The organism is Salmonella sp. SA14318 (genome assembly GCF_029866905.1).
In the GTDB taxonomy this organism is placed as follows: domain Bacteria; phylum Pseudomonadota; class Gammaproteobacteria; order Enterobacterales; family Enterobacteriaceae; genus Salmonella; species Salmonella enterica.
In genome coordinates this window covers 3,436,548-3,457,870 of the sequence record NZ_CP123282.1, presented here as the reverse complement: position 1 = coordinate 3,457,870, position 21,323 = coordinate 3,436,548, and the positions used below count along the sequence as shown (strand labels likewise).

Below are 21,323 nucleotides of genomic sequence, written 5' to 3'. Positions count from 1 at the left end.
CAGCGTGCCTGCTGTGTATGAAACTCGTCGAAACAATTCTGTTGAGCAGAAATGCGAACTAAGCGTCACAACGTAGGTCACAATGCCTGGTTTAGCCCTTTCATTTGCGTGGGCATGGCGTGCTATTGCCGCCGTCACAGCAGCCGTAATAAAGATAAGAAGTTAGCAGGAGAGCATGATGTTTAAATCTTTTTTCCCAAAGCCAGGGCCGTTTTTCATGTCGGCGTTTGTTTGGGCGCTGATCGCCGTCATTTTCTGGCAGGCGGGAGGAGGAGATTGGGTGGCGCGACTTGTAGGGGCATCCGATGAAGTGCCTATCAGCGCAGCGCGCTTCTGGTCGCTGGACTATCTGATTTTTTATGCTTATTACCTGATTTGCGTGGGATTATTTGCAACGTTCTGGTTCATCTATAGCCCGCACCGCTGGCAGTACTGGTCGATACTTGGCACCTCGCTCATTATTTTTGTCACCTGGTTTTTGGTGGAGGTTGGCGTCGCGGTTAACGCCTGGTACGCACCGTTCTATGATTTGATTCAAACGGCGCTCAGCTCGCCGCACAAGGTCACTCTTGGTCAATTTTATCATGAAGTGGGGGTGTTTCTCGGTATTGCGCTTATCGCCGTGGTGATCGGTGTGCTGAACAACTTCTTTGTCAGCCACTATGTATTTCGCTGGCGTACCGCAATGAATGAGCACTATATGGCGCACTGGCAGTACCTGCGCCATATCGAAGGGGCCGCCCAGCGTGTGCAGGAAGACACCATGCGTTTTGCCTCTACACTGGAGAACATGGGCGTGAGTTTTATCAATGCCATCATGACGCTTATCGCCTTTCTGCCGGTGTTGGTCACCCTGTCAGCGCATGTGCCGGATTTACCCATCGTAGGACATATCCCTTACGGCCTGGTCATTGCCGCTATAGTCTGGTCATTAATGGGGACGGGCCTGCTGGCGGTCGTCGGGATCAAATTGCCGGGGCTGGAATTTAAAAATCAGCGAGTGGAAGCCGCTTATCGTAAGGAGCTGGTCTACGGTGAAGATGACGCCAGCCGCGCCACGCCGCCCACCGTCCGTGAACTGTTTAGCGCGGTGCGCCATAACTACTTCCGTCTCTACTTTCACTATATGTATTTCAACATCGCGCGCATTCTCTATTTGCAGGTCGATAACGTTTTCGGTTTGTTCCTGCTGTTTCCTTCCATTGTTGCCGGTACGATTACGCTGGGGCTGATGACGCAAATCACCAACGTGTTTGGCCAGGTGCGCGGTTCGTTCCAGTATTTGATTAACTCCTGGACGACGCTGGTGGAGCTGATGTCTATTTATAAACGTTTACGTAGCTTTGAACGTCAGTTGGATGGTCAGCCAGTTCAGGAAGTGACCCACTCTTTTAGCTAACAGAAGGAAACGTTATGTCGGCGGCGTCCCGTCTTTATCCTCTGCCTTTTCTGGCGGTCGCCATATTGGCTGGCTGTAGTAGTCAATCCGGGCAGCCGGTGAGCAAGGGCGAGAAGCCTGTCGACGTGGCAAGCGTAGTACGTCAGAAAATGCCAGCCACTGTCAAAGACAGAGAGGCCTGGGCGAAAGATATCGCGACAACGTTTAAGAGCCAGGGGCTGGCGCCGACGGTAGAAAATATCTGTTCGGTGCTGGCTGTCGCCCAGCAGGAGTCCGGTTATCAGGCGGATCCTGTCGTGCCGGGGCTAAGTAAAATCGCCTGGCAGGAGATTGATCGCCGCGCTGAACGACTACACATTCCGCTGTTTCTGGTGCACACCGCGCTGAAAATTAACTCCCCCAACGGCAAGAGCTATAGCGAACGCCTGGACACGGTAAAAACCGAAAAACAGCTTAGCGCTATTTTTGACGATTTTATCAATATGGTTCCTATGGGGCAGACGCTATTTGGCTCATATAACCCGGTGCATACGGGCGGCCCGATGCAGGTCAGCATTGCCTTTGCCGAACAGCACGCGAAAGGTTATCCGTGGAATATGGCGGGTACGGTACGTCAGGAGGTCTTTACGCGCCGTGGCGGGTTGTGGTTTGGAACCTACCATTTGCTGAATTACCCGGCGAACTACAGCGCGCCTGTTTTCCGCTTCGCCGACTTCAACGCGGGATGGTACGCCAGCCGTAACGCTGCGTTCCAGAATGCCGTCAGTAAAGCCAGTGGGGTAAAACTGGCGCTGGATGGCGATCTGATTCGTTATAACAGCAAGGAACCGGGCAAAACAGAGTTAGCGGTGCGCAAACTGGCAGGGCAGTTGGGAATGAGTGAGCGTGAAATTCGCAGCCAACTGGAGAAAGGCGATAGCCTGGCGTTTGAAAAAACGGCGCTCTACAAGAAAGTCTATAAACTGGCCGAGGCCAAAACGGGCAAGACGCTTGCGCGGGAAATGTTGCCCGGTATTCAACTGGAAAGTCCGAAGATCACGCGTAAGCTGACGACCGCCTGGTTTGCTAAACGAGTTGATGAGCGGCGGGCGCGGTGTATGGGGCGATAAATTTCGCGCTGGGATACTTTCTCCAGCGCGCTAAGGTTTATTGGTGACGGTGACGCCAGCGTAAAAACGCGGCGATAACGGCGAAAATGAGGCAGCCCGTGAGGAAGGGCACCAGGCCAAAAATCGTCCCGACGCCCAGCCCAATCTCTACCCGCGGTCGACCTGTATCCTGTACCTGCATCAGATGCTCATAGATGCCCGGCGCATGAACCAGCAGGTTTAAGAGTTGCGCTCCGGCCCAGAAGCAAAACAGTACAAATATGGCGTAAGCAATATTTCCGGGCGTAGAGGAGGTTTCTCGATGCTTCCCGCTGAACAGCGATTTTGAGAGAGTGAAATCAGCCATAAAGACCTCCAGGATGATCGGCTACGATCTGGCGTTATGCCATCGGCTTACTGTGAAGTCTGACAGGTCATTGTGTTTGTCAATATCAGAATCATGGTAATTTCACATACGGAATGTATCCATCGCGTAAATTTTTGTTAGTTGTCACAAAACGATCACTTTTATCAAAATCAATTAACATTTAAGAAATTCCGTATCCCCCACAGACTCGCTCGCCAGAAGTATGTAAAAATACGTTTTTGTTGCTGTTAATACGTCGGAGTCGTTATGCGTTTGCCCGTAAAAATTCGTCGTGACTGGCACTACTATGCCTTCTCTATTGGCCTTATCTTTATTTTGAATGGTGTCGTAGGATTGCTGGGTTTTGAGGCGAAAGGATGGCAAACCTATGGCGTTGGGCTGGTAACGTGGATTATCAGCTTCTGGCTGGCGGGGTTCATCATTCGCCGGCGCGAAGATGATGAGGTAAAAGACGCCCGATAAACGTTGCGCTATCGGGCGTGCGCTATTACATCGTGGTTTTTAAGGCGTTATTCGCCGTATGGCGTTCCAGCGCCAGCTCAATCAGGCGACTAATCAAATCGGTATAGCCCAATCCGCTCGCCTGCCAGAGTTTTGGATACATACTGATATTGGTAAAACCTGGCAGCGTATTAATCTCGTTAATCACGACCTCATTGTCTGCCGTTAAGAAGACATCGACACGCGCCATACCCGCGCACCCCAGCGTCTGATAAGCCTGGATCGCAATCGCGCGGATCTTGTCATTCACCTCGGAAGGGATCTGCGCAGGCACGACAACTTGTGCGCCGTTATCATCAATATACTTAGTATCGTAGGCGTAAAATTCGCTATTCAGTACGATTTCGCCGCAGGTACTGGCCTGTGGGTTATCGTTACCTAATACGGCGCATTCGATCTCGCGCCCTTTGATCCCTTGCTCCACCACCACTTTATGATCGAATTCGAAAGCCAGCGCGACCGCCTGCTGATATTGCGCTTCGTTAGCGACTTTACTGACGCCGACCGAAGAGCCCTGATTGGCGGGCTTAACGAACAGCGGCAGTCCCAGACGGGATTCAACCTCGGCAAAACTAAACGCGTGACGATTCGTTCGGGTGAGTGTAATAAACGGGGCGATATTCAGTCCTGCATCGCGTAGCAGTCGTTTGGCGACGTCTTTATCCATGCAGGCTGCGGAGCTCAGCACGTCTGAACCGACAAACGGTAAGTTTGCGACGCGCAGCATCCCCTGCAATGAGCCGTCTTCGCCCAGCGTACCGTGGACGATAGGAAAAATAACATCTACCGTCGGTAGCGGCTGCCCGTTCTGAGCGTTAATCAATTGGTGTTGGTGTTTGCCAGGCACCTGGGCCAGACTGATTGCCGAAGGACGTAGCGCGATATGTGCCGGATCGTCTGCATTCTGCAAATAATTTTCCGCATCGTTAACATGCCATTGTCCTGCCTTATCTATCCCTAACAGCACCACGTCGAAGCGGGTTTTATCGATCGCATCAACGATATTTTTCGCTGATTGCAAAGACACTTCATGTTCCGCCGACTTACCGCCAAATACTATTCCTACCCGCAATTTCGCCATCTTAAAAACCCATTCCATCGAATGCAAAGCGTATACATTACCACGACAAAACGCGGGTTTCGCGGGGTTCTGCCATAATGTTTATGGGATGTGAGAACGGAGGCCGCGTGAGAGGTAAGGGTTTTCTGATTATTGTGCTGTTGGGCGGCATTGGCGGGCTGGGATATCGTTATCTTCCCTCTTACTATAATCCTTTTGCTCCGCTACAACTTGCCGATCCGCCAGGCTGGATCACTACCTTCAAACTACAGCGCCTTACGCCGTCGCAGTGCCGGGAGCTGTTGACGGCGGCCAATCAACAGGGATTAATTTCATCACAACCTGTTGCGGATAGCGCTGGTGAATGTCCCTTGTCCCATGTTGTGCGCGTCAGAGATTTTGGCCAGGTCAAACTGAGCAGCAGTTTTTTAGCCTCCTGCCCGCTGGCGCTGCGCTCCGCGCTGTTTGTCGAACAGCAGGCAAAACCTTTAACAGAAACGTGGATGAAGCGCCGCCTGACCCGCATCGAACATCTGGGTAGCTATGCCTGCCGTAATATTTATCACCGCCCGGATGCGCGTCGCAGTGAACATGCCAGCGCAGAAGCGCTGGATGTCAGCGGGTTTCAGCTATCAGATGGCCGAAAAATCACTGTTCTGCGCGGCTGGGGGCGTGAGGAGACGGGGCCCTGGTTACGCGCTATGTTAAACACCAGTTGCCATTATTATGGCAATGGGCTCGGGCCTGACTATAACGCTGCTCATGCTAACCATTTTCATCTTGGAATGCGGGGCTACGGCGTGTGTCGTTAAAGCATAAACGTCTGCCTTGCGCGGCTATATAATGTGACATGTTTCACAAAAATGATGAACGGGGAGACAAAATAGCAAAGTGTGACGTATCGCACCTCTGGAACCACCAGGAAAAAGAGAACTTGCTAAGCTAACGCGTATTTTCAGCTACTTACCGTTACGAGTCTTATGGAATCCTGGAAAGTTAATCTAATTTCCGTTTGGTTTGGATGTTTTTTTACCGGGCTGGCAATCAGCCAAATCCTGCCATTCTTACCCCTTTATATTTCCCAGCTTGGCGTCTCTTCCCATGAAGCGTTATCAATGTGGTCCGGGTTAACGTTTAGCATCACGTTTCTTATTTCCGCCATTGTGTCGCCGATGTGGGGCAGTCTCGCCGATCGTAAAGGGCGTAAACTGATGCTATTGCGCGCGTCGCTCGGGATGGCGATAGCTATTCTACTGCAGGCATTTGCGACCCATGTCTGGCAACTTTTCCTGCTGCGCGGAATCATGGGGTTAACGTCAGGCTATATCCCCAATGCCATGGCGCTGGTAGCCTCTCAGGTACCGCGCGAACGTAGCGGCTGGGCGCTCAGTACGCTTTCTACCGCGCAGATCAGCGGCGTTATCGGCGGGCCGTTAATGGGCGGCTTTGTCGCGGATCATATCGGGCTGCGGGCGGTATTTCTGATTACCGCCATGCTGTTGGTGGTGAGCTTTCTGGTCACGCTATTTTTAATTAAAGAAGGCGTGCGTCCGGTCATCAGGAAAAGCGAACGCCTGAGCGGTAAAGCCGTTTTTGCGTCGTTACCTTATCCTGCGCTGGTGATCAGTTTGTTTTTTACCACGATGGTCATTCAACTCTGTAATGGTTCCATCAGTCCAATCCTGGCGCTGTTTATCAAATCAATGATGCCGGACAGTAATAACATCGCCTTTCTTAGCGGGTTAATCGCCTCGGTGCCCGGTATCTCCGCGCTTATCTCCGCGCCTCGCCTGGGAAAACTTGGCGACAGAATCGGCACGGAAAGAATTCTGATGGCCACGCTTATCTGCGCAGTGCTGCTTTTCTTCGCGATGTCCTGGGTCACCACGCCGTTCCAGTTGGGGCTGTTGCGTTTCTTGTTGGGCTTTGCCGATGGCGCGATGTTACCCGCCGTACAAACGTTATTGGTGAAATACTCCAGCGACCAAATTACCGGACGTATTTTTGGCTACAACCAGTCATTTATGTACCTGGGCAACGTGGTTGGGCCGTTGATGGGCGCGACGGTATCGGCGATGGCCGGTTTCCGCTGGGTTTTTATCGCTACGGCGGCGATCGTGTTGATCAATATTGGACAACTGACCCTGGCGTTACGTCGTCGGCGTAACGCGCAAAAAGCGAAAGGCCAATAGCGGTGCATCGTAACGGCGCTTCTGCCGTTACGATATGGTTTAAATTAAAAGATATATTCTTTATCCGTGAAGTTTTTCTATAGATGGCATAACCTTAAATTATGATATAGCGTGATTATTGTTTTTTGATGGTTTATTATCGTCTCGTTTTCGGTCTGAGAAACGTTTCGCTGCGGCGACAGTGATAATTATTTGTGTAAAGTTCTTCCTGTATCATAAAAATAGTACTTTCAGCCTCTAGGCAGTGGTTCTTCATAGTGATAACGTCACCCTGGAACTAATAAGGAAATATTGTCATGAAAAATCTCATAGCAGAGTTGTTGCTTAAGCTAGCCCAAAAAGAAGAAGAGTCGAAAGAACTGGTTGCTCAGGTAGAAGCGTTAGAGATTATCGTCACAGCAATGTTACGTAACATGGCGCAAAACGAGCAGGAGATGTTGATACGTCAGGTAGAGGGGGCACTTGAAGGCGTAAAGCCGGATGCCAGCGTTCCTGATCACGATACGGAATTGCTGCGCCAATATGTAAAAAAGTTGCTGAGACACCCCCGGCACTAATCGTATTTTAAAACAACACAGTTGTTATAACGTTACTTTTATGAAATAACATAGCCGCTTCGTTTTTATTTTCTTCTGGGTAATACAGAGCGAAATAAAAACGAAGCGGCTATGGTAATAACAGTGTAACGCTATGCGCTGTTCTTCTGCATCCTGCCAGTGTGACTGTGGATAATCGAATTGCACATTAGCCTACGGTTTGTCAATCAATAAAACATCTATTGCTAACGGTAAGTAATACTTTTACAGCCGGGTGGTATTTTTGCCAGTAACAGCCAGACTTATATAAAGTCCCTGGGATATTTCCCAAAGGGACAACGTGTAATGTGTACACTGACAAAAGGATGGTGCTATGAAAATAACATTACTGGTGACTTTACTTTTTGGCCTGGTCTTTTTAACCGCCGTCGGCGCAACCGAGAAACCGTTAACGCCGCAACAGCAGCGCATGACGACCTGTAATCAGCAGGCGACAGCGCAAGCGTTGAAAGGCGATGCGCGTAAAACCTACCTTAGCGACTGCCTGAAAAACAGCCAGTCAGCCCCTGGCGAGAAAAGCCTGACGCCGCAACAGCAGAAAATGCGTGAATGCAATGTTCAGGCGACGGAACAATCACTGAAAGGCGATGACCGTAGCAAGTTTATGAGCGCCTGCCTGAAAAAAGCGGCGTAGTGCTATCGGGTGAGTCCTGAAAAACACTCACCCGAAATTTCATACTCCCTCCATGCGCTCTGTTTCTATAATTTGGGAAAATTGTTTCTAAATGTTCCCAAAAATAATGAATGATGAAAATTTTTACCGAAAAGCAGTTGAACAGGCGGTAACGCCGCCTGACCCTCCTGATGATCGTCAGCGCTCCGGATTGCGCTTCGCCCGGCGCATCAGGCTACCGCGCGCGGTGGGGTTAGGGGGGATGTTTTTACCGGTGGCCGCCGTGTTAGTGTCGCAACCTGTCTTTGGCGGCTGGTGGCTATTGCTGGTCGGCTGGTCTTTTGTCTGGCCGCATCTGGCGTGGCAGTGGGCGGCGAAAGCCCTTGATCCGCTACGCCAGGAAATTTACAACCTGAAAGTGGATGCGATCCTCTCCGGCATGTGGATCGCGCTGATGGGCGTCAATATGTTGCCTGCCGCCGCGCTGTTTATGATGATGAGCATGAATCTGATGGGCGCTGGCGGGCGGCGGCTATTCACTGTCGGAATGGGCCTTTTGCTGGCGTCATGTCTGGTGACGTTGCAGCTTACCGGGCTACCCGTCGCGATGCGAAGCTCGTCGCTGGAAGTCACGCTCTCTTTGCCCGTCATTATGTTGTATCCGCTTCTGTTCGCCTGGGTAAGTTATCAAACGGCCATTAAATTAGCGGAACATAAGCGACGCTTGCAGGCGATGAGCTCGCGGGATGGCATGACCGGCGTCTATAACCGACGCCACTGGGAAATTTTATTACGTAATGAATTCGATCACAGCCGACGCCACCATCGGGAGGCGACATTGTTGATTATCGACATCGATCATTTTAAGAGCATTAACGACACCTGGGGACATGATGTTGGGGATGAGGCTATTATCGCCCTGACGCGTCAATTACAGATAACGCTACGCGGGAGTGATATTATCGGGCGCTTTGGCGGCGACGAATTTGCGGTGATTATGTGCGGAACGCCGGCAGACAGCGCGATTACCGCCATGTCGCGAGTGCATGAACGGCTAAATACCTTACGCTTGCCGGGCGCGCCGCAGGTCATGTTACGTATCAGCGTGGGCGTGGCGCCGTTAACGCCACAAATCGGTCATTATCGGGAATGGTTAAAGTCTGCGGATATGGCGCTTTACAAAGCAAAGAATGCCGGACGTAACCGCACCGAAGTGGCGGCATGACGTCCAGCCGGGCTTCAGGATTTACTGAGCGCCTCTGATTTTTCCATACACTTCGTCATCGCTTCTATTACCGCAGCGCGGAAGCCACGTTCTTCCAGAACGCGTACGGCTTCAATCGTCGTTCCGCCAGGCGAGCACACCATATCTTTCAGTTCGCCGGGATGCTTTCCGGTTTCGAGTACCATTTTCGCCGACCCCATGACGGCCTGCGCGGCGAATTTATAAGCCTGAGCGCGAGGCATACCGCCCAGAACGGCTGCGTCCGCCATCGCCTCGATAAACATAAAGACATAGGCCGGCGAAGATCCGCTCACGCCAACCACCGGATGGATCATCGGCTCAGCAATCACTTCCGCCTCGCCAAAGCAGCGGAAAATATTCAGCACATCAGCCGCATCTTCCGGTGTGACCAGCGCGTTGGGTGTGACGGAGGTCATTCCTGCGTTGACCAGCGACGGCGTATTCGGCATAGCGCGAATGATTTTACGGTCGTGCCCCAGCGCGCGCGCAAGCTGATCAAGCGTTACGCCTGCGGCGATAGAGACCACCAGCGAGTCTTTGTTCAGGCTGGAGGAGATTTCACTGAGCACTTTCACCATAATGCCCGGTTTTACCGCGCCGAAAACGATATCCGCGACCTGAGCGACCTCCTGCGCGCTTTGCGCCGCATTAATGCCGTACTGGTCATGCAGGGCGGCAACTTTATCGGGGGAGGGGGTGTAGACCCAGATCTGGCCGGGAAGTACCTGACCGCTGGCAATCAGTCCGCCAAGAATAGCCTTGCCCATATTACCGCAGCCAATAAAACCGATTTTCTTCTCCATCTCGTCACTCCCTATGTTTGTGTGTTATGGGGAATGGTTAGCTTAACGCGGATTGAAAACGGGCAGAAGGAGAAACAGCACTTTGATGAAAGACAAAAGCGCGAGACAATAAAAGATTGTATACCGTACGGGAGACATTATGACCATCTGGGTGGATGCGGATGCGTGTCCGAATGTCATTAAAGAAATTTTGTACCGCGCCGCCGAGCGGATGCAGTTGCCGCTTATTCTGGTTGCCAATCAGGCCTTGCGCGTGCCGCCTTCGCGTTTTATCCGCACGCTCCGCGTGGCCGCCGGGTTTGACGTGGCGGACAATGAAATTGTGCGTCAATGCGAAGCGGGCGATCTGGTGATTACCGCGGATATTCCGCTGGCGGCTGAAGTGCTGGAAAAAGGCGCTGCGGCTCTTAATCCCCGGGGAGAACGCTATAGCGACGCCACGATTCGCGAACGTCTGACGATGCGTGACTTTATGGACACGCTACGCGCCAGCGGCGTACAAACGGGGGGACCAAACACTCTCTCGCCGCGCGATCGTCAGCATTTTGCCGCCGAGCTGGATAAGTGGTGGCTGGAAAGCCAGCGTAAAAAATAAATCCTGTAATGAAAAATTTACAGTTTATTCATTTCTGATTCTTGCTATAGTACTAATATTGTGACTTTAGTATCTTTGTGTAAATTATTATTTACATTTATGCGTTGTACTAGTTAGATGATATGATTATAACATTGCTGATATCAAATCCTGCGTATGCGCAGTTCCTGGGGGAACGCCTGCTATGATGCAACCTCTTTATCTTGTTGGCCCGCGGGGCTGTGGGAAAACCACCATCGGTATGGCGCTGGCGCAGGCAACCGGTTTTCGGTTTGCAGATACCGACCGCTGGCTGCAATCGCACGTGCAGATGAGCGTCGCTGATATCGTTGAAAAAGAAGGCTGGGGAGGGTTCCGCGCCCGGGAAACCGCGGCCCTGGAGGCGGTAAGCGCGCCTTCGACTGTCGTGGCGACGGGAGGCGGTATTATTCTCACGGAGTATAACCGACGTTATATGCACCGTGTTGGCGTAGTGATTTATCTGTGCGCGCCGGTATCCACGCTGGTTAACCGGCTTGAGGCTGAACCTGAAGCGGATCTGCGCCCGACCCTCACCGGCAAGCCGTTGAGCGAAGAGGTTCGGGAAGTGCTTGAGCAGCGTGACGCGTTGTATCGCGAAACGGCGCATTACATTATTGACGCGACGAAAGCGCCGGCCCAGGTCGTTTCTGAAATTATTGCGGCGCTGCCGCCGTCGACGCAACGGTTACAGGGAGATGTCTATACTTAACGCTCACCCAGAATAAAGGAAACGCTATGCCAACCAGACCACCTTATCCGCGGGAAGCTTATATCGTCACCATTGAAAAAGGCACGCCGGGCCAGACGGTGACGTGGTATCAGCTACGGGCTGACCATCCGAAACCTGATTCGCTCATCAGCGAGCATCCGACCGCAGAAGAAGCGATGGATGCGAAAAAACGTTACGAAGATCCGGATAAATCATAGACGCATGAACCACTCGGAAGGGATTCTGAGTACCCCTAAATTGTATCTCCATCACATTCTTGAAACATTTATACTGGCAACTAAAACCGTAAATTAAGCGATAACAATACAATATTGGAGTTATTTGGAATCTTTACACAATACGTTGCTCATCTGCTGCTACGCTTTCTGAGATTTGTAGGGCAGGTAGCGCGGTGAGCGTGTGAATATTTGCCCGGGAATTACGACGAAGTAATAAGGTGGAATAAAAATGAGTGCGTCGTTGGCAATCCTCACAATCGGCGTTGTGCCAATGAGCGAAGTGTTACCGCTTCTGACGGAATACATCGACGAACAACACATCACCCATCATAGCCTGCTGGGAAAAATGAGCCGGGAAGATGTTATGGCGGATTACGCTGTAGAGCCTGGCGACGATCCGCTTTTGACGTTGCTGAATGATAACCAGATAGCCCATGTTTCCCGTCAGAAAGTGGAGCGAGATTTACAGAGCGTTGTCGAGGTGCTGGATAACCAGGGTTATGATGTCATTATACTGATGAGCACCGCGGCGATTAAAAGTATGGCAGCCCGTAATTCTATTTTGCTTGAACCGCTGCGTATTATTCCACCGCTTGTCGCCTCTATTGTGGATGGACATCAGGTTGGCGTGATTGTGCCTGTTGCAGAACTTCTGGCGGCCCAGGAGAAAAAATGGCAGGTATTGCAAATGCCGCCGGTGTATTCGCTGGCGAATCCGGTTCACGGTTCTGAGCAACAGTTAATTGATGCCGGGCAGGCGCTACTGGATCAAGGCGCGGACGTCATTATGCTGGATTGTCTGGGTTTTCATCAGCGTCATCGGGATATTTTACAGCAGGCGCTGGATGTGCCGGTTTTACTCTCTAACGTTTTGATTGCGCGGTTAGCTTCAGAACTGCTTGTCTAATTTTACGTGACAGGCCGAACGTCAGGACTCTATATTGGGTGTTAATTTAATAATGAGACGGGGCCTGATTATGCTACAAAGCAATGAATACTTTTCCGGGAAAGTGAAGTCTATTGGATTTACCAGCAGTAGCATCGGCCGGGCCAGCGTTGGTGTGATGGCGGAAGGGGAGTATACCTTTGGCACCGCCGAACCCGAAGAGATGACGGTTGTGAGCGGCGCGTTGAAGGTACTGTTGCCGGGAGCTGTCGAATGGAAAGTGTATACAGCCGGTGAGGTGTTTAACGTGCCTGGCCACAGCGAGTTTCATCTCCAGGTTGCTGAGCCCACCTCGTATCTGTGCCGCTATTTGTAACGGTGAGTCCCCTCTCCGGCGGAGAGGGGCCCTCTGGTTAGCGCTGCGCTTCGCCGCCTAATCCTTCCACCAGGCTTTGAATCAGCGCCGCCAGCTCTCCGGTCATCAGGATAAAGTCCGCGTCAAAACGTTGGGCAAAATCTTCCCGGTCGATATCTTCGTTCTGATCGCGCAGCTCATCGCAGAATTTCAGACGCTTAATGGAGCCGTCGTCGCACATGACGAATTGAATACGCTGCTGCCAGTCGAGCGCCAGCTTCGTGACCACTTTACCCGCTTCAATATGAACGGCGATCTCGTCGCTGACCAGATCCTGCTTTTTCGCGCGGATCACGCCGCCATCTTCCAGCATCGCTTTCAATTCGGCTTCGTCCAGCAACTGGAAACCCTGAGCGACCGTACCGGAGCGCACCCACTCTGTGAGCGTCAGCTCAATCGGATTTTCCAGCGCCAGCGGGACGACCGGCAGCGAGCCAAGACTTTTACGCAGTAGCGCCAAAGTATCTTCCGCTTTTTTCGCGCTGGCGCAGTCAACCATAATCAGGCCGTTAACGGTATCAATCCACATCATTGTCTGACTGAAGCGGCTAAACGCGCGCGGCAGCAACGAATGCAACACTTCATCCTTCAGGGAATCTTTTTCCGTCTTCTTCAGCTTGCGTCCCTGATCGGCTTCCAGTTTCTGGATTTTCGCCTCCAGTGCCTGTTTGATCACTGGCGATGGCAGGATTTTCTCTTCTTTGCGCGCGCAAATAATAATTTGGCCATTGGCGGTGTGCGTTAACGCATCGCTGTGAGAGCCCATCGGCGGAACCCAGCCCATTTTGGCCATATCCTGGCTACCGCATGGGGTAAACGTCATTGAGGCGAGCTGTTTCTCCATCTCTTCGGCGCGTAATGTAATATCGCGGCTAAGACGGTAAACCATTAAATTTTTGAACCACAGCATGATAATTTCCACGGCCTTGTCGTTAAATCCAGGCGGTATAGTAACGAATTGTCGGCAGGCTTGCATTGCCAATCAGAACGGTGAATTCTACCCTGTTGATATTCCCAAAAAATGAGGAGCGGTATGTGCGTATTGGTATCGATTTAGGCGGCACAAAAACGGAAGTCATTGCGCTTGATGATGCAGGAGAGCAGCGGTTTCGCCATCGTCTGCCTACGCCGCGGGAGGATTATCAGCAAACGATAGAAACCATCGCTACGCTGGTCGACATGGCGGAACAGGCGACCGGCCAGACCGGTAGCGTTGGCATTGGCATTCCCGGTTCTCTCTCGCCTTACACCGGCGTGGTAAAAAACGCTAACTCTACGTGGCTTAACGGCCAGCCGTTCGATAGCGATGTGAGCCGTCGTCTGAAGCGTGAAGTGCGGTTAGCCAACGATGCCAATTGCCTGGCGGTATCAGAGGCGGTGGATGGCGCGGCGGCGGGGGCGCAAACGGTATTTGCGGTGATTATCGGTACCGGGTGCGGCGCGGGCGTAGCGCTAAATGGCCGGGCGCACATCGGCGGCAACGGTACGGCAGGTGAATGGGGCCACAATCCGTTGCCGTGGATGGATGACGATGAGTTGCGTTACCGCGAAGAAATTCCCTGTTATTGCGGTAAACAAGGCTGTATCGAAACCTTTATTTCCGGTACGGGATTTGCCACGGATTACCAGCGTTTGAGCGGTAAAGCGCTAAAAGGCGATGAGATTATTCGTCTGGTCGACGCGCAGGACGCCGTGGCGGAACTGGCGTTAAGCCGTTATGAGCTACGGCTGGCGAAAGCATTATCTCATGTCGTAAATATTCTGGATCCGGATGTCATTGTGCTGGGCGGCGGTATGAGCAATGTTGAGCGCCTGTACAAGACGGTTCCGTCGCTGATGAAATCGTTTGTTTTTGGCGGCGAGTGCGAGACGCCGGTACGTAAGGCGCGGCATGGCGATTCAAGCGGCGTGCGCGGCGCGGCCTGGCTGTGGCCGCTGGCGTAACGTTTTTAGCCGGATGGCGCGTCATCCGGCAACCGGCGTGACCGATAGCTGCTTGTGTTTTAGACGTCCGTATACCAGCAACGACGACATGGCGGAAAACGAGAGCAGGGCGGCGGGAAGCGCCACGTAGTGGTACGCAAAACCTAGTGTCAGCATCAGCCCGCCGCACCAGGCGCCAATCGCGCTACCGAGATTAAACGCGATTTGCCCTCCCGCCGCGCCCAGCAGTTCGCCGCCTTTGGCGTTTTGCAGCAGCAGGATTTGCAGCGGCGCAGAGAGCGCAAACAGACCAGCGCAGCAGATAAACGCGAAAGTCAGCGATGTCGTTTTGTATCCGCTGAAGAAAAAGAGCGCCATGAGAGAGAGCACGATAACGAGGTCAGTCACTACCGCGATGCGCAGCGGCGTATATCTGCCGGAGAGTTTGCCGCTTAACAGATTGCCTAACACCATCCCCAGCCCGACCAGCATCATAATAAACGTCATGCTCGTCTCCGAAAAACCGGAGATGTACATCATAAATGGCTTGATATAGCTGAACCAGGCAAAAACGCCCGCATTGCCGAACATCGTGGCGGCGAAAATGAGCCACGGCGCGGGGCTACGCAAGAAGTGGAACTGCTCGCGCAGGCTGCCTTGGGCTTTGTCACGGATATCCGGCACCCAGAAGAAAATCGCGGTGAGCACGGCGATGTTGAAAACCGCGATCAATAAAAAGGTGTAGCGCCAGCTAAATTCCTGGCTCAGGTAAGTGCCGACCGGAATGCCCACCAGATTCGCCACCGTCATCCCTGAAACCATACCCGCGACGGCGGCGGTGACTTTCCCGGGGCGGATAATCTTTGACAGGACAATGGCGCCGACGCCAAAAAAGGCGCCGTGCGGAAAGCCGGAAACCAGTCTGCCGACGGCGAGCATCAGATATGACGAGGAAAAGGTAAATATGGCATTGCCCATCACGCACAGCGTGACCAGAAACAGCAGTATATGTTTAAGCGAAAAGCGGCTGGAAAAGAGCGCCATAACAGGCGCGCCCAGCACGACGCCGAAGGCGTAAAACGAGATCATATGCCCGGCGGCGGGAATTGTTATCCCGACATCGCGTGCCAGCTCCGTCAGCACGCCCATAATGCCAAACTCGGCCATCCCCAGTCCGAACGTACCCAGCGCCAAAGAAAAAATAACTTTTTTCATACCACCTGCCGAAAATAAAGGCGCATGTTGCGCGCTGTGGCTGTGAATTGTCACAGCCAATCAACGTATAGCTTGCGGATAAGCGCGAGGTAATACCATTCCTTATCCGTCTTTGTGTATTCATTATTATGCTATGTCATGACAGTATGCTGTGCGCAGGATGACACTCGGGTTACTCCACAGCAAACGCTTTGTCCAGTTTGCTATAACCAAGCCCATTGATTTTTTTCACTTTTATCTGCACGGGGATACGTTCTTTCATGGCTTCCACATGGCTAATCACACCGATGGTCTTCCCGCTGGCATTCAGCGCGTCGAGCGCATCCAGCGCGGCGTCCAGCGTTTCGCTATCAAGCGTGCCGAAGCCTTCGTCGAGGAACAAAGAATCAATGCGCGTTTTATGGCTGACCAAATCTGATAACGCCAGCGCCAGCGCCAGGCTGACCAGGAAGCTTTCGCCGCCTGATAACGTTCGCGTATCGCGCACGGCGTCGGCCTGCCAGGTATCGACAACCTCCAGTTCCAGCGCGTCGCTGGCTTTGCGCTGCAATAAATAGCGGCCATGCAGGCGGGTGAGCTGATGATTCGCCAGCCAGACCAGATTATCCAGCGTCAGTCCCTGGGCGAATTTGCGGAACTTATCACCTTCTTTAGAGCCGATCAGCGCATTGAGATAGCCCCAGTCTTCCACTTGCTGAGAGGCGTGTTTCATTTCCGCCATCAGCGCCCGTTGGCGCTGCCGATTATCTGCATCCTGTTTAATTTGCTGGCGGATTTCCCCCTGGCGTGTCGTGTTTTCACGCAGTTGTTGCGCCAACTGCGCCAGCCGCTGCGCGAGCTGCTCCGCCGTACACGTTGGGTCCAGACCGGCGGGCGGCTGTTGCTGATGGTCAGCCAGCGCCTGCGCGGACTGCGCGCTTAACGCCTTCGCTTGTTGTAGCTGACTTTCCAGCGTTTGTTGTTGTTTTTCCAGACGGGTCACGGTCTCTTCATCCAGCAACGCCGCCAGGAACGTTGCCTGGCTGTCAAACGGGCTATTTTTTAACGCCGCATCAAAGTGCGCTATCGCCTCGGCGGCGCGCTGCTGCTCCTGCGTCGTCTGTTCCTGCAGGGTTTGCAACTGGCTTTGTAATGACACGCACTCATCATGCGCCTGCCGCCAGTTATCCAGCGGCACGTCGTCGTCGGAATCCGCGGTATCCGTTTGCGGTAGCGTCTCCAGCAACGGGGCAAGCCTGTCGATCTGCGTTTGCAAATCCGCGAACTCAGTCTGACGCTGTTGCCATATTTTCGCTTCGTCGGCGCGCTCATTCAGCCACGAAGCCTCGTCTTCTGGCGCAGGAAGGGAAAGCGTATACTGCGCCAAATCAGCCGTCAGCGACGCCTGACGCTGCGCAATCTGCGCGGTAAAGCGCGCTACCTGTTCAGTATGCGCCGCGATTTGCGTTTGTAGAGCATGACGCTGGCTGAGCTGATCCAACTGTTGCTCATGCTCTTCCGCGGCGGCCAGCCAGCCCGCGAGGTCTTCTTGCGGCTGGAGCTGAACGCCCAGCGTAGCGCACAGCGTTTGCCATTCCTCAGTAAGCGCTTGCTCCTCCTGCAACAACGACTGCGCCTCGCTTTCATCCCGCTGTAATTGTTGCGTTAAGGCATCTAACTGTCCTCGCAGCGCGGCGCCTTCTTCCGCCAGCGTTTTGACCTCTTTTTCCAGCGCGTCGCGGCGGGTTTGATTCGCGCTCAGTTCCAGCGCCTGATAGGCGGCGATGGCGGGGTGCGTCGTCGAGCCGCAAAGCGGACACGGCTGGCCGGACTGTAAGTGCGCCCGCTGGCTTTCCAGATCTTTGATGCGCGCCTCCTGCTCGCAAATAGTGCGAACGTCCGCAAGCTCCTGCGCTTTAGTCTTATAACTCAAACGCTTATCCGCCAGACGTTGGGTGTATTGCGCCTGTTCCTGATGATGACGTGCGATAGCTGCCTGTAGCTGCGCCTGACGCTTTTGTTTCGGGACAATTTGCCCCTGAAGCGCGGCGAGACGATGGCGTAGCGGACGCTGTCGGGTATGCAATGCCCTGGCTTCCGCCAGCGCCTGTGGCGTGAGGTCGAGCGTGAGCGGCGGTAGCGCATCACGCTGACGCGTATCGCTCAGCAACTGCTGTTGCCATTGGCTCAGTTGCGCCCGATCGTGGGATTGTTGTGTTAATAATGCTCGCCACCCCGCCAGTTCGCTGCGCCAGACGCGGATGCCGTCGTGTTCCGCCAGCCATGTCTTCAACCGCTGCCCTGTGGCGTTCAGTTGCGTGAATTGTCGATGCGCGCAGGCGCGGATACGCTGGCGCAGGCGATACGCGCTTTGTAAGCGAGCATTCACTTCATCACTGTGCTGGCGAACACGCTCAACGGCGCGGGTTTGTTCCTGAATGCGCTCCCAGTGCGGGCGCAACTGGCGAGCAGGTTGCGCCAGAGTCAGCGCCGCGAGCTGCGGCTGCGCTTTTTCTCGCGCCTCTTGCGCTGCGTACAGCGCCTGCTGCCGGGCGTGTAATTCAGTGTGGAGCTCGTTTTTTCGGGTCAGCCAGTGAAGGTGCTGCTGCTGTACCTGCTGGTCGGCCAGCAGGCGTTTCTCTTCGTCAGTAAGCGCCTGCAAACTAGCTTCCAGTTGCTGTAACTGTTCGTCCGCCAATAGGGCGACGCCGCTGGCCTGCGCTTGTAACTTTTCCAGTTCGAGACGGGCTGATTTATGTTTTTCAAATACCTGTGCGGAGATCTGCCCGTAAATCTCAGTGCCGGTGAGCTCCTCCAGAAGCTCTGCGCGCTCTTTCGCTTTGGCATTAAGAAAGGCGGCGAACTGCCCCTGCGATAACAACATCGAACGGGTGAAGCGCCCGTAGTCCAGCCCGGTCAACGTGGCGATCATCTCCAGTTTATCCTTTACCTTATCGGCAAAGATCTTTCCGTCTGAACACCGCGCCAGCTCCACGCGTGGGGCCTGGAGATTGCCGTCAGGCTGATTTCGGGCTCGGTTCTGGCTCCAGAACGCGCGCCAGGCTTCGCCTTTTACCTCGAACTCCACTTCGGCCAGACATTCCGCCGTATCGCGCGTCATCAAATCGTTTTGCGACTGCGATACCGTATTCAGGCGCGGCGTTTCGTGGTACAGCGCCAGGCAGATGGCGTCAAGCAAGGTGGTTTTTCCCGCGCCGGTCGGGCCGGTAATGGCGAATAACCCGTTACTGGCAAACGGTTCGGCGGTAAAATCGACCTTCCATTCTCCTTTCAGCGAGTTCAGGTTTTTCAGACGCAAACTGAGAATTTTCATGCCTCATGCTCCTCATTCAACGCGTAGAGCGTGCTGGAAAAGAGCTGATTCAGGCGCTCGCGCTGCGGGGGATCTAACGCTTCCAGCGCCAGACGCCGCGCAAAAACCTCCTCCACGCTAAGCTCGCTTAATGTTTCCCGCCGTTCGTTCGCCAGCGAGCGCTCGCGCTGTTCGCGGCTACGGCGCACCAGTAATACCTCTACGGGTAGCGACTCCGTTAGCGTCTGTATTCTGCGTTGGATATTGTGCAGATAGTCATCGGTGGTGATTTCAATATCCAGCCAGACGGGGGGCGATTGCTCAACGCCGCGCCACTGCTCAAGCTGTTCGGTAATTGATGCCAGGTCGCCTTTTAAAACCGCCAACGGTTGAGTCACGGGGACAGCCAGACTTTCGGTGCTTTGCCATTTCCCCTGGTCGAAGGTCACCAGATGCACGCATTTGCTTTTGCCGCACTCATCAAAGCTGAGGGCGATGGGCGAGCCGCAATAGCGGATATGCTCCGTGCCGCCGACACATTGCGCGCGGTGAATGTGTCCTAATGCGATATAATCCGCTGGGGGGAAATGCTGCGCCGGAAAGGCATCCAGCGTACCGATATAAATGTCGCGAACCGCATCGCTTTTGCTGGCGCCGACGGTGGTTAAATGTCCCGTCGCGATAACCGGCAGCTTTCGTTCGCCGCGTAGCAGGCACGCTTCCTGATACTGCTGTTGATAATAATCGGCAATCGCATGAAGAAGTTGCTGCTGTTTCTCGCTGCCGGATAATCCCGCCTGACTGGTAAGAATGTCGCGCGGGCGCAAAAAGGGAATGGGGCACAGTACGGCGCCCGGAGAACCGTCGCGACGATGAAGTAGCCGCGGCGCATAGCCCGCGCTGGCGATCACGGTTGTATTGAGAAACGCCAGAATGTCGCGCGATTCGTTTAGCGTGGCGACGGAATCATGATTACCGGCCAGCACCACCAGATGACAGCCCGTTTGCTGTAAATTAACGACGAAACGGTTATAAAGTTCTCGGGCATAGCTTGGCGGCGAACCGGTATCAAAAATATCGCCAGCGACAATAATGGCATCCACCTGATGGGCCTGCGCGGTCTCCTGCAGCCAGTCCAGAAAAGCCTGATGCTCCGCGGCGCGGCTTTTACTGTAGAAGTTTTGTCCCAGATGCCAGTCAGAGGTGTGGAGGATGCGCATAATTGTTCCATGCAAAAAAAGCGTGAACGGGATTATACACGTCATCCCCTCCATTTTTGGGCGCAATTTACCGCCGGTACACGGTAATGCACGGTTTCACCGGTGTCATAAATCATCAACATGCTATCAATGCCGCCTTTTTTTTTCATAAATCTGTCATAAATCTGACGCATAATGGCGCGGCATTGATAACTAACGACTAACAGGGCAAATTATGGCGAGACGTATTCTGGTCGTAGAAGATGAGGCGCCGATCCGTGAAATGGTGTGCTTCGTGCTCGAACAAAATGGCTTTCAGCCCGTAGAAGCCGAAGATTATGACAGTGCGGTGAATAAACTTAATGAACCCTGGCCGGATCTCATCCTTCTTGACTGGATGTTGCCCGGTGGGTCAGGGTTACAGTTTATTAAACATCTCAAACGTGAAGCCCTGACCCGGGATATTCCGGTGGTTATGCTGACCGCGAGAGGTGAGGAAGAAGATCGTGTGCGCGGGCTGGAAACCGGCGCTGACGATTACATTACCAAGCCGTTTTCCCCCAAAGAGTTGGTGGCGCGCATTAAAGCCGTTATGCGGCGCATCTCGCCGATGGCGGTTGAAGAGGTGATCGAGATGCAGGGACTGAGCCTTGATCCCGGCTCTCACCGCGTGATGACCGGCGACAGCCCGCTGGATATGGGGCCGACCGAATTTAAATTACTCCATTTCTTTATGACGCACCCGGAACGGGTTTACAGCCGCGAACAGCTACTCAATCATGTCTGGGGCACCAATGTGTACGTTGAAGACCGGACGGTCGACGTGCATATTCGCCGTTTGCGTAAGGCGCTGGAGCACAGCGGCCACGACCGGATGGTGCAAACGGTACGCGGGACAGGGTATCGTTTTTCGACCCGCTTTTAATGCCTTTTCCGCCAGTAG

The 21,323-nt window shown here is 53.4% G+C and carries 22 protein-coding genes; 15 read left to right on the top strand and 7 right to left on the bottom strand.

Going from position 1 to position 21,323, the window contains the following annotated elements; all coding sequences use genetic code 11:
- Positions 1-178 precede the first annotated feature (178 nt).
- A complete protein-coding gene (sbmA, locus tag QEN32_RS16645) occupies positions 179-1,399 on the top strand; it encodes a peptide antibiotic transporter SbmA (protein ID WP_000477023.1) in 1,221 nt (406 codons plus the stop codon).
- 14 nt (positions 1,400-1,413) lie between these two features.
- Positions 1,414-2,508 (top strand): surface-exposed outer membrane lipoprotein YaiW, encoded by a 1,095-nt coding sequence (gene yaiW / locus QEN32_RS16640; protein ID WP_001271429.1) that lies wholly within the window; start codon positions 1,414-1,416, stop codon positions 2,506-2,508.
- Positions 2,509-2,545: 37 nt separating this feature from the next.
- On the opposite strand, the gene QEN32_RS16635 is transcribed toward yaiW, so the two are convergent.
- Positions 2,546-2,854 carry a YaiY family protein gene (locus QEN32_RS16635; RefSeq protein ID WP_000763139.1) on the bottom strand — a complete coding sequence of 103 codons (309 nt, stop codon included), beginning with the start codon at positions 2,852-2,854 and terminating at the stop codon, positions 2,546-2,548.
- Between the two features lie 267 nt (positions 2,855-3,121).
- Here QEN32_RS16635 and QEN32_RS16630 point away from each other — a divergent pair, with 267 nt between their 5' ends.
- Positions 3,122-3,337 carry a DUF2754 family protein gene (locus tag QEN32_RS16630; protein ID WP_001239240.1) on the top strand — a complete coding sequence of 72 codons (216 nt, stop codon included), beginning with the start codon at positions 3,122-3,124 and terminating at the stop codon, positions 3,335-3,337.
- A 25-nt stretch (positions 3,338-3,362) separates the two neighbouring features.
- Here the strand turns inward: QEN32_RS16630 and ddlA are convergent, their stop codons facing one another.
- Positions 3,363-4,457: a D-alanine--D-alanine ligase gene (gene ddlA / locus QEN32_RS16625; protein WP_001096588.1), complete on the bottom strand. Its 1,095-nt coding sequence runs from the start codon at positions 4,455-4,457 to the stop codon at positions 3,363-3,365.
- 77 nt (positions 4,458-4,534) lie between these two features.
- On the opposite strand from ddlA, the gene QEN32_RS16620 reads away from it, so the two are divergent.
- The 5 genes from QEN32_RS16620 to adrA all read left to right on the top strand — a co-directional run bounded on the left by QEN32_RS16620 (position 4,535) and on the right by adrA (position 9,062).
- Positions 4,535-5,248 carry an extensin family protein gene (locus QEN32_RS16620; RefSeq protein WP_265321875.1) on the top strand — a complete coding sequence of 238 codons (714 nt, stop codon included), beginning with the start codon at positions 4,535-4,537 and terminating at the stop codon, positions 5,246-5,248.
- Positions 5,249-5,416: 168 nt separating this feature from the next.
- Positions 5,417-6,628 (top strand): multidrug efflux MFS transporter, encoded by a 1,212-nt coding sequence (locus tag QEN32_RS16615; protein WP_000446772.1) that lies wholly within the window; start codon positions 5,417-5,419, stop codon positions 6,626-6,628.
- 296 nt (positions 6,629-6,924) lie between these two features.
- Entirely contained in the window at positions 6,925-7,185 is a 261-nt protein-coding gene (gene iraP, locus QEN32_RS16610) for an anti-adapter protein IraP (protein WP_001518423.1), read from the top strand.
- A 352-nt stretch (positions 7,186-7,537) separates the two neighbouring features.
- Complete coding sequence (gene psiF, locus QEN32_RS16605) at positions 7,538-7,858, top strand: phosphate starvation-inducible protein PsiF (protein WP_000705165.1); 321 nt, start codon at positions 7,538-7,540, stop codon at positions 7,856-7,858.
- A gap of 91 nt (positions 7,859-7,949) precedes the next feature.
- The gene (gene adrA / locus QEN32_RS16600; protein ID WP_000484102.1) at positions 7,950-9,062 is read left to right on the top strand and encodes a diguanylate cyclase AdrA; all 1,113 of its coding nucleotides are present in this window, start codon (positions 7,950-7,952) and stop codon (positions 9,060-9,062) included.
- 14 nt (positions 9,063-9,076) lie between these two features.
- Here the strand turns inward: adrA and proC are convergent, their stop codons facing one another.
- The gene (gene proC, locus QEN32_RS16595) at positions 9,077-9,886 is read right to left on the bottom strand and encodes a pyrroline-5-carboxylate reductase (RefSeq protein WP_265321876.1); all 810 of its coding nucleotides are present in this window, start codon (positions 9,884-9,886) and stop codon (positions 9,077-9,079) included.
- A gap of 139 nt (positions 9,887-10,025) precedes the next feature.
- On the opposite strand from proC, the gene QEN32_RS16590 reads away from it, so the two are divergent.
- From QEN32_RS16590 to ppnP, 5 genes are all read left to right on the top strand, one after another.
- Positions 10,026-10,481, top strand: coding sequence for a YaiI/YqxD family protein (locus QEN32_RS16590; protein WP_000158137.1), 456 nt, complete (start codon positions 10,026-10,028; stop codon positions 10,479-10,481).
- A 184-nt stretch (positions 10,482-10,665) separates the two neighbouring features.
- Positions 10,666-11,211, top strand: coding sequence for a shikimate kinase AroL (aroL, locus tag QEN32_RS16585; RefSeq protein ID WP_000983569.1), 546 nt, complete (start codon positions 10,666-10,668; stop codon positions 11,209-11,211).
- A gap of 26 nt (positions 11,212-11,237) precedes the next feature.
- Positions 11,238-11,429 carry a protein YaiA gene (yaiA, locus tag QEN32_RS16580; RefSeq protein WP_001143161.1) on the top strand — a complete coding sequence of 64 codons (192 nt, stop codon included), beginning with the start codon at positions 11,238-11,240 and terminating at the stop codon, positions 11,427-11,429.
- 250 nt (positions 11,430-11,679) lie between these two features.
- Positions 11,680-12,357: an AroM family protein gene (locus QEN32_RS16575; RefSeq protein WP_001276437.1), complete on the top strand. Its 678-nt coding sequence runs from the start codon at positions 11,680-11,682 to the stop codon at positions 12,355-12,357.
- 70 nt (positions 12,358-12,427) lie between these two features.
- Entirely contained in the window at positions 12,428-12,712 is a 285-nt protein-coding gene (gene ppnP / locus QEN32_RS16570; RefSeq protein WP_023224693.1) for a pyrimidine/purine nucleoside phosphorylase, read from the top strand.
- 37 nt (positions 12,713-12,749) lie between these two features.
- On the opposite strand, the gene rdgC is transcribed toward ppnP, so the two are convergent.
- Positions 12,750-13,661 carry a recombination-associated protein RdgC gene (gene rdgC / locus QEN32_RS16565; protein ID WP_000964305.1) on the bottom strand — a complete coding sequence of 304 codons (912 nt, stop codon included), beginning with the start codon at positions 13,659-13,661 and terminating at the stop codon, positions 12,750-12,752.
- Positions 13,662-13,786: 125 nt separating this feature from the next.
- Between rdgC and mak the strand changes: the two genes are divergently transcribed.
- A complete protein-coding gene (gene mak, locus QEN32_RS16560) occupies positions 13,787-14,695 on the top strand; it encodes a fructokinase (protein ID WP_001219270.1) in 909 nt (302 codons plus the stop codon).
- Between the two features lie 21 nt (positions 14,696-14,716).
- Here the strand turns inward: mak and araJ are convergent, their stop codons facing one another.
- From araJ to sbcD, 3 genes are all read right to left on the bottom strand, one after another.
- Complete coding sequence (gene araJ, locus QEN32_RS16555) at positions 14,717-15,889, bottom strand: MFS transporter AraJ (protein WP_133322963.1); 1,173 nt, start codon at positions 15,887-15,889, stop codon at positions 14,717-14,719.
- A 172-nt stretch (positions 15,890-16,061) separates the two neighbouring features.
- Positions 16,062-19,202, bottom strand: a complete 3,141-nt coding sequence (gene sbcC, locus QEN32_RS16550; protein WP_197391349.1) for an exonuclease subunit SbcC — start codon at positions 19,200-19,202, stop codon at positions 16,062-16,064.
- Entirely contained in the window at positions 19,199-20,401 is a 1,203-nt protein-coding gene (gene sbcD / locus QEN32_RS16545; RefSeq protein WP_265321877.1) for an exonuclease subunit SbcD, read from the bottom strand. Before sbcD ends, sbcC begins: the two co-directional genes overlap by 4 nt.
- 214 nt (positions 20,402-20,615) lie before the next feature.
- Between sbcD and phoB the strand changes: the two genes are divergently transcribed.
- Positions 20,616-21,305 carry a phosphate response regulator transcription factor PhoB gene (phoB, locus tag QEN32_RS16540; protein ID WP_000113918.1) on the top strand — a complete coding sequence of 230 codons (690 nt, stop codon included), beginning with the start codon at positions 20,616-20,618 and terminating at the stop codon, positions 21,303-21,305.
- The last annotated feature ends 18 nt before the right edge of the window (positions 21,306-21,323 follow it).